This is a genomic window from Chryseobacterium sp., from assembly GCF_022712095.1.
Taxonomy (GTDB): Bacteria; Bacteroidota; Bacteroidia; order Flavobacteriales; family Weeksellaceae; genus Chryseobacterium.
In genome coordinates this window covers 1-14,095 of sequence record NZ_JALAHD010000207.1, presented here as the reverse complement: position 1 = coordinate 14,095, position 14,095 = coordinate 1, and the positions used below count along the sequence as shown (strand labels likewise).

13 protein-coding genes are annotated in these 14,095 nt (G+C 34.2%); 2 read left to right on the top strand and 11 right to left on the bottom strand.

Annotated features, from left to right (window positions below; translation table 11 throughout):
- The 11 genes from Q0A18_RS10730 to Q0A18_RS10680 are packed head-to-tail and all read right to left on the bottom strand — an operon-like array spanning position 1 to position 11,699.
- Positions 1-1,134 carry a beta-ketoacyl synthase N-terminal-like domain-containing protein gene (locus tag Q0A18_RS10730; protein ID WP_292010145.1) on the bottom strand — a complete coding sequence of 378 codons (1,134 nt, stop codon included), beginning with the start codon at positions 1,132-1,134 and terminating at the stop codon, positions 1-3.
- Complete coding sequence (locus Q0A18_RS10725; protein WP_292010144.1) at positions 1,134-1,559, bottom strand: acyl-CoA thioesterase; 426 nt, start codon at positions 1,557-1,559, stop codon at positions 1,134-1,136. Before Q0A18_RS10725 ends, Q0A18_RS10730 begins: the two co-directional genes overlap by 1 nt.
- Positions 1,549-2,814, bottom strand: a complete 1,266-nt coding sequence (locus Q0A18_RS10720; protein ID WP_292010143.1) for an ABC transporter permease — start codon at positions 2,812-2,814, stop codon at positions 1,549-1,551. The genes Q0A18_RS10725 and Q0A18_RS10720 overlap by 11 nt, the downstream gene beginning before the upstream one ends.
- A complete protein-coding gene (locus Q0A18_RS10715; protein WP_292010142.1) occupies positions 2,804-3,556 on the bottom strand; it encodes an ABC transporter ATP-binding protein in 753 nt (250 codons plus the stop codon). Before Q0A18_RS10715 ends, Q0A18_RS10720 begins: the two co-directional genes overlap by 11 nt.
- 1 nt (position 3,557) lies before the next feature.
- Complete coding sequence (locus Q0A18_RS10710) at positions 3,558-4,553, bottom strand: BtrH N-terminal domain-containing protein (RefSeq protein ID WP_292010141.1); 996 nt, start codon at positions 4,551-4,553, stop codon at positions 3,558-3,560.
- Between the two features lie 50 nt (positions 4,554-4,603).
- The gene (locus Q0A18_RS10705; protein WP_292010140.1) at positions 4,604-5,011 is read right to left on the bottom strand and encodes a hypothetical protein; all 408 of its coding nucleotides are present in this window, start codon (positions 5,009-5,011) and stop codon (positions 4,604-4,606) included.
- A gap of 54 nt (positions 5,012-5,065) precedes the next feature.
- Positions 5,066-5,506, bottom strand: a complete 441-nt coding sequence (locus Q0A18_RS10700) for an ABC transporter permease (RefSeq protein ID WP_292010139.1) — start codon at positions 5,504-5,506, stop codon at positions 5,066-5,068.
- 7 nt (positions 5,507-5,513) lie between these two features.
- Positions 5,514-5,945, bottom strand: coding sequence for a hypothetical protein (locus Q0A18_RS10695; RefSeq protein WP_292010138.1), 432 nt, complete (start codon positions 5,943-5,945; stop codon positions 5,514-5,516).
- Complete coding sequence (locus Q0A18_RS10690; RefSeq protein WP_292010170.1) at positions 5,945-7,084, bottom strand: beta-ketoacyl-ACP synthase III; 1,140 nt, start codon at positions 7,082-7,084, stop codon at positions 5,945-5,947. Before Q0A18_RS10690 ends, Q0A18_RS10695 begins: the two co-directional genes overlap by 1 nt.
- Before the next feature lie 5 nt (positions 7,085-7,089).
- Positions 7,090-8,004 (bottom strand): dialkylrecorsinol condensing enzyme DarA, encoded by a 915-nt coding sequence (locus Q0A18_RS10685; protein WP_292010137.1) that lies wholly within the window; start codon positions 8,002-8,004, stop codon positions 7,090-7,092.
- Positions 8,005-8,048: 44 nt separating this feature from the next.
- Entirely contained in the window at positions 8,049-11,699 is a 3,651-nt protein-coding gene (locus Q0A18_RS10680) for an MMPL family transporter (RefSeq protein WP_292010136.1), read from the bottom strand.
- Positions 11,700-11,901: 202 nt separating this feature from the next.
- Here Q0A18_RS10680 and Q0A18_RS10675 point away from each other — a divergent pair, with 202 nt between their 5' ends.
- On the top strand, positions 11,902-12,909 hold the full coding sequence (locus tag Q0A18_RS10675) for a hypothetical protein (protein ID WP_292010135.1): 1,008 nt from the start codon (positions 11,902-11,904) through the stop codon (positions 12,907-12,909).
- Positions 12,910-12,947: 38 nt separating this feature from the next.
- Entirely contained in the window at positions 12,948-14,045 is a 1,098-nt protein-coding gene (locus Q0A18_RS10670) for an EpsG family protein (RefSeq protein ID WP_292010134.1), read from the top strand.
- The last annotated feature ends 50 nt before the right edge of the window (positions 14,046-14,095 follow it).

The following is a 14,095-nucleotide window of genomic DNA, read 5'->3' as shown; positions in this document are numbered from 1 at the left end:
TTAATATTTTTCCAATACAAGGGCAGCATTACATCCTCCAAATCCTGAAGCTGTTTTCAGAATATAATTGATCTCTGCAGTTTGTGGTTCTTTGATAATATTCAAAGGCTGGGAAACTCCTATTTCTTTAAAATTTCTGGAAGGGATTAAAGTATTGTGTAAAGCACTTTCCATGGAAATTATACTTTCCAGTAATCCGGCTGCACCCAGGCAATGTCCGTAAAAACCTTTCATACTATTCAATGGAACGTTTTGTAAATTCATTCTGTTGAATGCAATGGCTTCCATTTCGTCATTGTATAATGTGGCTGTTCCGTGTGCAGAGATAAAATCAATCTGATCCGGAGAAATATCAGCTTCTGTCATAGCATTTCTGACACTGGCAAAGAGACCTTCTCCCGTTCTTGAAGGACCTGAGATATGATTGGCATCGTTTACCGCAGAATCTCCGGATATTTTAAATTTAAATTTTTCGTTTTCAGAAGGTTGAGAAGTAATATAAACTGCTGCTGCAGCTTCTCCCAGGTTAATGCCATTTCTGTTTTTATCATAAGGCTGGCAAGGTTCTTTTCCAATCGCCTGAAAAGAATTAAATCCGGAGACAACAAATTCTGAAACTTCGTCACCGGCAACTATAAAAGCATCTTTATACTTTCCGGAACGGATCATGGTTTTAGCGATTGATATTGCCATTACCCCAGAAACACATGCATTGGAAACTACAATTGGGCGTGTTGTAAACCCAAAAAATTCACTGATTTTTTTTGCTAAAACAGATAAGTAAACATCTTCGGGGACAGTATCTTTATTTTTAAGTAAGCTGATATTTCCTTTAGTTGTTGAAAGGATAAAAGCTGTTTCTTCCGTGAGTGAATGTCTGTTAAGTAAAGGGTTTAAACTTAATAACAACATTTTCTCCAATCGGGTGAATTCCTGAGATGAGAAGCTTTGTCTGAATGATTTTTCCAGTTTTTCATTGTCAATCTTGGAAACAAAAAAATTCTCCTGATGTTCACTGATATTATTTAGGGCAACTCCCGACCTGTTTTGCAATAAAGCATTCCAGTTGGATGCCGCATCCATTCCCAGAGGGCTTACACAATTATAATCTGTAATAAAAATATCCTGCTTCATTATAATTCCATTTTATCTTTCCATTGTTGAAAAAACTCCGGATTATATAGTGAAAGATTTCCTTCACTATCCAGAAACACCTGAGTGGTTTCTCCGCTGCATACCAGCTTATTCTGCTTATTGAATATCTCATATCTGAAGATCAGTTTGGCAGAAACAGAGTTGATATACGTAGTGTCAATTCTGAAGGTTTCACCATATTTTAACGGGAGAAAATGTTCGCACGTACTTTTTACGATAGGTGTAACATATCCCGCTTTCTGAATGTCCAGATAGGAAAGTCCATGCTGTCTTCCAAACGCTTCACGTCCATCCTCAAAATAGACGATATAATGCCCATGCCACACGATACCCAGAGGGTCCGTTTCGTTAAATCTTACCCTGACTTCTTCAGAGCATGTAATTGTTTTTTCTTTAGACTGCATGTTGTTTTCTTTCGTAAAAAATAGAAATTGCTACCGTTGCTATATAAAATAAAAACAGTAATACCAGTTCTCCGGAAACATTTGATATGCTGCCTTGTCTTAAAATAATGTCATAATATGCATTCAATCCCCAGTTCATTGGAGAAAACTTAGCTACTTGCTGCATAAATTCAGGCATTAAGAATACGGGAACCCATATCCCGCCGATAGCAGCAAGAACTACAACGGAAGTTGCGCCGAAGGGTGCAGACTGTTCCTGTGTTTTTGCCAATGTTCCTAATAATATTCCAAAACCAATAGCGGCAAGTCCGGAAAATAAAGTAATGATAAGCAGGCTTATCATATTTCCTGAAACATCAAAAGCTGGTAAATTCAGATAGGGGAAAAGGAAAATACCTACGGCTACCATCAATAAAAACTGGATGATACAGATAATAAGATAAGTAAATGTTTTACCTAAAATATGAATATAGTAAGGGGTCGGACTGATTCTGGCCCTGACACTTGTTCCCTGACTTTTTTCTTTAACCAAATTAATGGAAAGAGGAACTACAATAAAAAATATAGCGAAAAGAGTCCAAGCAGGGACATTGTGCTGAACAGAGTTGGGGAGGATTTCTTTGTCTCCTTTTAATGGAGTGATTTCTTTAAAACTGATTAGGTTTTTATTTTCCTCAAGGTTTTCTGTTGTCCCAAGCTGTTCCTGGAAAGCCTTATATATTTTTTTGTTTTCAATCTCAAAAACCATTTTATTTACTGAATTCATTACTGAGTTTTTGAATCCTACATTCGTAGCGGGATCAAAGTATAAATGAATTTCTTTGGCTTTTGCTGGTGGTTTTTGGGTAGAAGCAGAATCAGGTTCTAATCCGAATGAGCTTACAATGGTCTGTACTTTGGAGTCAATATTGGCATTCAGGTCTTTTGTTAAATTTTGCGGAATGACAATAGCCATCTGATATTCTCCTGAGAATACTGCATCCTGAGCTGATTTCTCATTAAAATCAGTGAGTAGCCGGAATGTTTTGCTATTTTGGAGTTCTGCTTTAATATTTTTTGAAACCTCTGACTGATCTTTATCGATGAAAATAATCGGAATTTTAGATCCTTCCAGATTTCGGAATGTAGAATCCTGGATCAAAGTAATCGTTACAATCAGAAGAAGCGGCATTACGAAAATAATCACAATCCCGCCGATATCTCTTTTCAGTAAAAGAATTTCTTTAATAAAACTTCGCCACAATTTATACAACATCTCTCAATTCTTTTCCTGTTAATGAAATAAAAACATCCTCCAGATTGTGAGCACTTTCCACTCTTGAAATAAGCTCTTCCGGAGTTCCTGTCGCATGAATTTTTCCACCATCGATAATAGCAATCTGAGTACAAAATTCTTCCGCTTCTGAAAGGTGATGGGAAGTATAGATAATACATGTTCCGCCTGCATTAAGTTCTTGAAGGAAATCAATAATCACTTTTTTAGACTGAACATCTACTCCCACCGTAGGCTCATCGAGAAAGAGAACTTTCGGATGGTGAAGAGTTCCGGCAATAAGATTACACCGGCGTTTCATTCCTCCCGAAAACTGTTCTACTTTTTTATCTGCAAACTTGGATAAACCCATTCTTTCAAGGGCTTCATCAATATCTTTAGTGAGTGCCTTATGCTTCAATCCGTAAAGACTTCCGAAAAACATAAGGTTTTCTCTTGCAGTAAGGGTTGGATAAAGGGCATATTCCTGAGGAACAATTCCTATGATCTGCTTTATTTTAAAACTGTTTTTATGAGGTGATAATCCATTGATGGTAAACTGTCCTGAAGTTGGTTTTATCAGCCCTGAAAGCATAGAAATCAATGTGGTTTTCCCTGCACCATTAGGTCCGAGGATTCCATAAATTTCTTTGCTGTTGATCTGCAATGAAATATCATTGACAGAAAAATCATCAGCATTTTTATATTTTTTATATAAATTTTTGATTTTGATAACCGGCTCCATCTTATATTGCTTTCTTCAGTTTTTTATAAAAAGCTTCTTCCAGATCGGCAATATGCAACATCGACTTTGAAAGCTCCTGATAAATATTGCTTTTTGAGTTCCTGTTTTTATATACTCTTGCAATATCTACGGCAAAATCCCTCCAAAGGTCGCCAATAGCTGTTATTTCTTTGGAAAGCTCCCTTAGTTCTTCATTTTTCAGAATATCAGCAGCTTCCTGTAAGAAAGCTCCATAAATGAATCTGAAACCACCACCTCCGGTTCCTATTTCTTCCTGCATTCTGATAAGCTGGCCCAGGTAATGGTTTGTTACTTTTGAACCTTTCTTTTCCGCCCATTTTGGGATACTTTTCGCTACCCATCTCATAGCCTTTACTCCGATAAGAGGAACGGGTGCCAGCATATTTTTGCAGGTATCTCTGATTCCTTTTTTAATGGCTTCTTCGATCTGAATATTTTCCGGAATATAGATAGGATAATACATATGCCCTTTAGGTGGCAGGGCTCCTTTTGCGTATCGTACTTTTTCCAGCTCTGCTTCCGAAAGAGAAGTGGCATAATCCATTACAGGATCACTGATTAAGAACCGCCCGTCTTCTTTTCCATACACAACCAGGTTATGAGCATTAAAGTGGAATTTATATTCTTCAGGGAAATAGGTAAGATTGAAAACGCCTACCTGTAATCCTGTAGGAATTTTATTTTCTAAATTTTTTTCTAAAGCCAGTTGAGCCTCTTTGGGATTGGAAAATTTTTGTCTTTTAATTTTTATTCCCAGCCGTTTTGCTGCTTTGCTGAAGATGGCTCCGGGCATAGGACGGTAGCTGAATCCAGGCGCAAAGTTCACTTTCAGGAAGGGCAGGTACACAAAAAATAACCCTGAACCTATACCAAATATCATAGGTTCGCTTATTTTTATTCCTTTATTAAGTAACAGATTAGAGGCAACACCATTCTCGCAATGTGCTGTCTGGTGATGTTCAAAGTCAAGCTTCATTTTAATTATTTTCTTTGGGAGTGTAAAGTATGCAAAAAACATGCATTGATTTACGATTTTCCGTCAAAATTTTTTAGTTCGTTTATTGTAATCCCGAATGTATCTGCATATTTTTTTAGTACAGAATCATCCAGTTTTTTAAATATTTTTGGTTTGAAATGTCTTTTGACCCGCCACTTCCACATGCCGACATAGGATGCAAGAACGCTTAAATCCATCTTATTAAGCTCCATGAAATAAATGATGGGGCTTGCGATATTATTAGCTACATTTTGTTTTGCTTCTTCTATTCTTTCATTAATTAAAGCCATAGATTCGTCAAGTGCCAGCTTTTTAGCTTCCCAGCCAGTACTGTTGGCCGTAGTATAATTATCGTTGTCATCGGTAACATACAGCACTTCGGTCATGTTAGCTGTTGTCATATTACTTTCGTCCTGAGGAAGATCTTGTTTTTTCATCCGTCTGATTTTAGAGGTTGATTTTCAGATAAAACCCTGACTGAGCCGGGTTTGTTATTGAACTTCTTGAATGAATAAATTAATTTCAGCTCTTATTAATAAATTATCATTACTAAATGTCTCACAGAAAATATTGCAGATATTCTCGTATTGGGAAAGTAAAGAAGCTTTTGAAATGATAGTTTCACCCACCTTCGGAAGTGAAAAGATTTCAATTTTTTTGATATTGGTAATAAAACCAATAACTTTAGTATCAGCTTCCTGATTCTCAAAGAAACTTTGCCCAAAGATGGAGGAACATGTTTGGGCCAGATTTTCAATTAATCCTGCTTCTGCCAATTTTCCTCTATTAAGAAAAATATTATCGTGCTTTATTTCAAAAGAAGTAATTACCTTTTCTTTGGTCAGCTCTAATATATAATCTGCCATAAGCATAGGTTCCCGATGAGGTAAAAAATTATGAATATTGATCTTCTGCATTTCCTTTGCTCCCATTAATAATTTATTTTACAACTGTTTTCATTTGAGAAGTAGCAATAATATTTCCATTGACTTTGGTAATAATATTAACTAAGGTAACTCCCATTATTTCATTGAGGATCGTTACTTCTGTTTCTAATAATTCTCCGGTGTTCGGAAGCACATGAATCTCACAAGACTTGATAGCGCCAATATATCCTGTGGGAGATTCCTGTCCTAATAAATGATACTTGTATCCTGTATGTAAGGCCACACTCTGCGCCTGATGTTCAATAACACCGGAGGCATGGAAAACTCCTTTCTGAACAAATATATTTTCTTCCTTTATGGTGAATCCTGAGATCAGGAATTCTTCTGAATATTCATTAAGAGTATCCACCATCACGAAAGGGTAACGCTGGGGAATAAGACTTTCTACAAAATTCTTATCAGATGTAGGAAGGGTAATTTCCATTAGCATACAGTTAATAAGGCACAAGAATAGGAAAATCTTCCACTTTCAGGAACACATAAAAGTACTTTTTCACCTTTTTTAAGTTTTCCGGAATTCATCAGCTCTTCCAATACTATGAAAATAGATCCAGCTCCGATATTTCCTACTTCAGAAAGGTTGTAATACCATTTTTCAGCTGGGAAGTCCATACCTTTTTTTGCAAATTCTTCTTTAAGTCCTTCTTTGAAATAACCTGAAGAGATATGTGCCAATACATAATCTATTTTGGCAGGATCTAAATTGTGCTTGTCAAAAGAAGCTCTTAAGCTTTCTGCTCCTTTTACCAAAATATACTGATCTAAAATTTTGGTGTCCTGCTTTAAGGCAAATAAAGATTGTTTTAACCATTCATCAGAAGGGTAATCTGCCCACGATTTAAGGCTTCCGTCTTCCTGCTTTTCACAACCTGAATACATACAGGCTTCTATTTCATGAGCATAGGAATAGAAATCAATGAATTCCACTTTTAAGGAGATTTCATTTTCTCTTGGTTTATTTTCTAATAAGAAAGCTCCGGCACCGTCAGAAAGCATCCATCTGAGGAATTCTCTTTTGAATGCGATGATCGGTCTTTCTTCTAATAGTTTTAAATTTTCAGCTTCATGATTGAATTTATCGGCAGTCATCCAAGCCGAAAATCTTTCGGAACCTGCACAAACTGCATTTTCTTTTACTCCTGCTTTTACGGATAGATAGCCATAGTTCAATGCATTCATTCCTGAATTACAAAGTCCTGTGGATGTATTTACTTCAATAGATTTATTGGTTTTAAGCTCTCCGTGTACCATTGAAGCATGGGAAGGCTGTATCTGATCCGCAGAAGTAGTTCCGCATGAAAGCAGCTGCATATCTTCTTTTGTGAAGTTTTCATCAAAAAGCCCTTCAATAGCCTTGGCTGTCAGCTGAGCATTAGTATGAGTTGGTTTTCCGTTTTTATCTAAAGCGTAATATCTTGTTCTAATTTTGTTATTTCTTAAAATTAAAGCTCTTGCTTTTGATGGGGCATCATTTACCATTCCAAGATAGGTTTCCATTTCTTCATTAGAAACGGGATCGTTGGGTAAAAATGTGGAAGCTTTTGTTATAAATACATCGTGCATCATTTCTATTTTAAGTTAATTCCTTGTAAATATTTTTTTTCTTTTTTTCTTTTAAACCATAATATGGGTGCCATCAATATGTGAAAAACTAAAACCACTGGTGAAACCACCCAGATTGCAGCCATTAAATATACTTTAAAGAATTTAATCAGAATTGGTCGTTTTTCTTTTTTATTAATGATCAGATGGGACCATACTGTAAAGATTTTGTTACCTACTTTTTCTACTCTTACCAGAAATGGACGAATCTCTACAGCTCCGTTTTTTATCAGATCGGGTTGGAGCCCAGACCAGTCATTTTGTTCCAGATGTTTTTTAATGATCACTCCATATTTGTCTGCCCCATTGATCTCTTCATCTGAAATTCCTGCAGCAGGAAGCATTCCTGACTTTTCTTTTTGTCCTGTAGTAAGCCAGCGTAAGATGGTTAATACACTGGTATAATTATCATGTCGGTCTACCAAAGCTATATTTCCAACCAGCTTAGCCTGCATTTTTTTTAAGTATACTTTAAGCTTTTCCTGAGAAAGCATCCACATATTTCTGGTACCAGAGATAGTTACTACAGGAGTGTCCTTTAGTATGTTCTCGGCATATCCACTTTTTAAGAATGAAATAACAGGAATGGAAGGAGTCAGATACCAAACCTGATACCCGAAAAGGATAAGGTCAAACTTTTTATTCAATACATCTTCAGGGGGTGGCAGAATTTCTTTAGGAATCTGCAGATAAGATTCAGGGAAAGTATTGAAGAATACATCACTCGGCCAGGGAAAAGGAAAGTCCTCTTTGAGCTGAATGTTGTAATAGGTAACATTATACTCATCCTTTTTATCTTCAAAAGGTTTTGCTATGTTTTTTACAATCTCACCTAACTGACCGGTCTGAGTGTAATAAATGACAAGTATATTCTTCTGCATGAAAGTTTTATTGTTTACAAAAATATGTTTTTCAAATGAATCAATTACTTCTTGTAAATTTTTATAGATTCTGATTCATATATAAGACTATACTCATTATTTTCAGGAAGTACAGTTTCTATATTCAGAAATATAATAATTTCAGGGAGCTTTTCAATCTCACTACTATTAAAAGTAGGATCAGATACCAAAAGTACATCAATATTCTTGTTTACCATAAAATTATGTTCAATATAGGTGATTTTCCGGGTTTTTACGATATAGTTATTTTTAGCAATCTCCTGTTTTTCATGATCTTTAATTACACTGAATATCTTTCTACTAGCTTGGTACATACTGAGCAAGACATCTTTTTGCCCATAGTCATCTGCTATATGTAAGATAGAGGCATCATTGGAAATGTGTTTGTTCAGTTCAAAATACACTGATTTATTGAGTTCAAAGTCTTCTTTTACTTTCCTTACTACTTCATTTTCCTTATATAAGAAGCTTAAAAATAACTTCTTTTTAAAATAATTCTCATTCTCAATCTCATTTCTAAGCATTGCAAATTCTTGTCTGAAGTAAGCATTAATCTTTTTGCTTCTTTCCGTATAAGTCTTTCCAAAACTGAGATCATCCTTGTGAATTCTGTCGCCCACTTTTACAGTGATACTTCCGTCATAAATAATAAAGTCTCCTTTTGGTAATACTTCAGAGTTTCCATGAATATAAATAGGAAGAACGTCAAGATCAAATTGCTCGGCAATATAGAATGCTCCCTTATGGAATCTTTTTATATCATTAGTATAGGATCTTGCTGCTTCCGGAAAAACAACTAATGAATATCCCTGATTAATTTTTTCTTTTAATTGATCCATGCCGTTTTCAATTCCCTGGGAAACCGGATAAAATCCAAGTGCTTTTACCAGTCTGCCAAATACAGGAGAATGATATACCCAATCATTAACAAGGTAAATAATCTTATGATTAGCCATCGCCAGTGCTAAAGTGTCAAGGAATGAAGTGTGGTTCGCAATAATTACAGCTGGCTTGCTGAAATCCTCATTGGGGTTCTGAATGACTCTTTTCTTAACAAAAGGATTGGAGTATAAAACAGAAGTGAGAAATTTAGCAATAAATAATTTGATAAAATCCAATGTTCTTCCCTTTGATCTTTTTACAAAAAAAGATCCAAAAAAAGAGAAAAGAAATCCTCCTAGACCATAATATAAAAAGGATAAGAATGAATTTAAAAATAGCCTGAAGGTAATAGGAGAAAGCCCCTTTTTTGTTCTGTTGATAATTAATAATCTGAACCAGAATGGATATAATGTTGAAGTAATGATGATTACTGAGAACATTCCTATCAAGGCTACCAAAGCAAGAGAATGTAAAGCGGGATGCTTAGCAAAAATCAAAGAGCCAATAGAAAGTATGGTTGTAAATACAGCAAGTATGATTGAGATTCTATATGTAGGAAGTTCGTTTTTTCCTGTGGTATGCTCTTTCTGCATGGCTTTGGTAAGGAAAATGCTGAAGTCATCTCCAACTCCGAAAACCAAAGTACAAACTACTGTGCTGAATATATTGAGTTCCAGACCAAAGAAATATAAAACGCCGGCAGTTACGACTCCTGTTAATACAATAGGAAACATGGTAAGAACAGATAATTCAAAGTTTCTGAAGAATACAATAATGGTAATGATGATAGCCAGAAGGGAATAGTTGATCAAAGTATTGAAATCTCTTTTTAATAAACCTAAGAAGTTTTCATTCATCTGCTGACGATCTATTGCTAGAACGTCGTGATTCTTTTCTATATCTTGTATGTAGCGGTCTCTTTCTCCTTCGTTTACTTTTACAATATTGGAAATAGTATAGAAACCATTTTCATGGCTTACAAATTCTGAAAGTTGTATGGCATTTACTTTTTCGTAGTCTTTTAACGTTAAAGCAGAAAAGTTTTTATTTAAAAGATTATTAAAATTATCAAAAGCTGAACTGTTGAATCCGAATTTTTGTCCGTTGCTTGTAAGTTCGTTAATGGTCTGGTTTTTCTTTTCCTGATTCCAAAAACTTTTCCATGTTTCTATTTTTTTCTTTTGATCCTGTTCGGAAAGAACGATATTTCCTAAGGAATTATAGCTTAGAATCTTTCCTTCCTGTTTTTCTTTTTCCAAAAACCGGTTGAGCTGTGTGTTTTTGCTTAAAGCTTCTTCAGGAGAATTTCCGTACGAAATTGTATAAATTGATTTTGAAGTGATATCGGAAAGCTTTTCTAATTTCGCTTCACTTATTTTTAATTCTTTCGGAATATAATTAAGATCACCTATATTTTCATTAAATCCCACATGCCTGAACCCGAATAAACAAGCTATAATCACTAAGGAACAGCCAATAATAAGCGGTTTGTTTTTTTCATAAGGATAGGATCCTATTTTATCAATGAAATTGGTGTTAAGCTTTTCATTTTTTTTCTTGGGATGATAAAGCTGAGGTACTATAATCAATGCAGTAATAGAAGAAAGCATCACCGTTATCGATGCAAATAAACCTAAATCTTTCAAAGCTTCGGAGCGTACAAAAACCAGACAGAGAAAAGAAACCGCTGTCGTCGCACTGCTTAAAATAATAGGCTGTGTAATTTCCTTATAGAGCTCTTCGACATTGTTATTATGTTTGTAATGTGTTAGGATATGTAAAGCATAGTCTATAGTGATCCCGATTAATATAGCACCGATGCTTAATGATATAGCTGAAATTTTATCTTTAATAAAATAAAGAATAAGGAGACTCAGTAATACTGAGATCAGAGTAGGAAAAAAGACTATGAGAGGAGTGAAAAAGTTCCGGAAATAATAAATCAGCAGAATTAGCAGTACTGTCATTGAGATAATAATCGTATTCTGAATATCCTTTTTGATCTGTTTGGCGTTGGCTACAGCTATGACCGGAGAACCGAAATAGCTGGTTTCTGTTTTTCCTTTAAATTCTTTATTGAGATCATCTTTGATCTGATCAAGCTTATCTACAAAAGCTTCATTACTTTTAGTATCATTACTTTTATTTTGTGGATCGATAAAAAGAAGAAGTGTTTTTCCGTCTTTTGTAACAATAAAATTGTCTTCTAATTTAAAATCATTACTGATATTAAGAGCGTTGAGTTTTTTGATTCCTAAAAATGTTATTCCCAAAGGATCTTTTTTAATGAAATCCTTAGTAACAAGACTTGTCGGGGAAACCAGTGAAATATAATTATCTTCCACCTGTTTACTTATACTGTCTTTCTTTAGTTTGGTAGATATGATATGATAATCTTTTTCATCTAAAAAAAGGGGGAGGTTCTGATTGACAAAATCAAAGGTTTTTGAAATTTCGTTCTCATTGACCTTACCTTGTACGGAGTGGATGTATTTTTTTAAGGGTTCTATCTTCTGCAGGAATAGATTAGCTGTTTCGGATAACTGAAAACTATCTTCATCCGATTTGTTTTCAATGATGACGATAATTTTATCTGAAAAATTAAGTTGTTTAAGAACTTTTGCCGTGAGGTCTGATTTTTCACTTTTAGGAATGATCTGATTAATGTCTTCTTCAAAATTGATTTTAGAAGCAAAAAATAAAGATACGCTAATTATTCCCAGTGTAATTACTGAGTATGAAAGCCTGTTTTTAGCAATCAGGTGGTATAAGAATATAAAAAAACGATGCATTTTTTAACCGTTGTCTACAAATTTAATTTATTCATACAATATATGAAGCAAGCAGTGGTTTAAAAGTTTCAATAAAGAACTTTTACTGAAAATCAATAAAATATTTCATGTGAAAAGAAAAAACCTCTACTTTTGCAAAGTTCCCCGTAGATGAAATATATTTTAAAATAAAAAACACATCTTAAAGTAAAGTCTAGGTAATATGTTTAAAATATTTGATGAAAAAATAAATGGAATTTTATTCGTTATAATTTTCCCATTTTTACTTTTTTTGATGTCCTATTATGGCTTTGAATCTTCGTATGTAAGAATGAAAGACATGGAAAAGGCTCCTGACTTCATGTTCTCATCTGTATATGCTTACAGGGTGATCCCTAATTTTTTAAGTGTGTATGTTACCTATGGGGTTACTTATATTGTAGATCATATTCTTCCTTTCACCAAAGGTTTTCTGTTGAAGAACGGGACATTATTTTATCATAGTACTTTTCTGATTAACGTATTCTTTTTTATAGGAACATCCATTATTTTGAATACTATATTTAAACTTAAAACAGCTCAATTTCTTTTAAATATCAACGTAAGAAGAGTTGTTCATTTATTAGCGGTTTTTTTTATGGTGATTGTACAATATGTTCCAACGAACTGTGACTCTATTGCCCTGTTTTTTTACGTTTGGGGAATTTTACTTACTCTTAAGTATTTCCACAACAGGAGTAGTAAATATCTCATAGGATTAAGCGTTATTATTTTCATTTCTACTTTTGTGAGAGAAACCGCATGTTTAAATATTGCTTTCTTCGGAGCTTTGTTCATTGATTTTAAAGAACTGACAAAAGGAAAATTAATCTATTGGAAAGAAGTGGGCTTCCTTGTTATTTCTTTTATTGTTCCTTATATTGTTTTAAGGTTGATAATCAGACAGGATACTTCTTTTTTCGAAGGAGTTTATTTAGTGAAAAACTTTACAAGTCCATATAATCTTGCCGGATTGTTGTTTGGTGTGATTGGTTTGTATCTTACCTATAAATTATGTGATGAAAATGGCAGGATGATATTGAAGAAATATCTGTTTTTTTCATCACCTTATCTTTTAATGATTACATTAGTGGGGCTTTTTTGGGAAGCAAGGCTTTTTATGCCTTTGATTCTTGCAGGCTTTGTAGTCGCTTCTCACCAGTTTAAAAATATTATACCTTCTAATTCATGAGTCTATTACATCCGTATTATATAATTGCACTTATCTATATGCTATACTTTAGCTTTCAGGAGGTATATGGCAATAAAGTTGAAAAGAAGTGGTTGTGGTATCTGGGAATATACCTTATAATAATTGCTGGGCTAAGGGATAATGTAGGGCCGGATTTCGGTAGTTACAGGGGGATTTATATTTATTCAGATACAAAAGACTATGTAAGTATATTTTTAAAGGCTCTTTCTTTGGATGGTCCTCAACCGATGGAACTGGAGTGGCTATTTGTTTTGATCAATAAGGTGCTGATTAATATTTTCGATGCACCATTCTATATGCTGACATTGGTAATAGCAGCATTGGCGATTTTTTTTAAAATGGAGTATATTAATGATAATACATTTTATCCTTTTACTTTTATCGCATTTATGTTTATTCCGGGCTTCTTTATTGGAGAAAGTGGGCAGATTCGCCAGAATTTAGGATCTTTTATTGTCTATTTTGGAATAAGATATATTAAAGAAAGGAAGTTGTTCTATTATCTTCTCTGTATTTATCTGGCTGCAGGTATTCACAATGTGTGTTATATATTTTTACCAATGTACTGGCTGGTTAGGATTCCTTTGAATAAAGGAGTAATGATTACGCTTATTATTGCATCTATTTTTATGTCTCCGTTTGAGGTGTATAGGTCTTTTGGAAGTTTTATGAACAGTATAGCTGAAGATAATACTCTTTCTATGGGCTTCAACGGATATATTAACGAATCAGTGGAGAGGCTTAATGGTGGATTTGGTATTCCTGAAGCCATGATGGTAATTCTCACTTTCTTCCTATTTGCTTTTGATACTAAAATGGTGGAGAAATACCCTTATTATGAGTATCATAGAGCCTATGCAGTAATTGGAATCTGTTTCTATTTTATTTTTAGAAATAACCCTATTTTTTCATCCCGTCTCGCGGGAGCATTTATTGGATTTTCCTATATTATTATTCCGAATGCAATGTATGTCGTCTCGGAAAATACTAAAAAGATGATACATGCTTTTATCATTGCGCTGGTTATTTTCAACTTTGTTGTATTTGCGAGTTTTAGAAATATTACTGCGGGCAAGTTTACAATTGATCTTTATAATAATCATTTGTTACCATAAGAATTTTACTTAGTGTAATTTATAAATCAAAAGGAAGTGATGTAATTAAT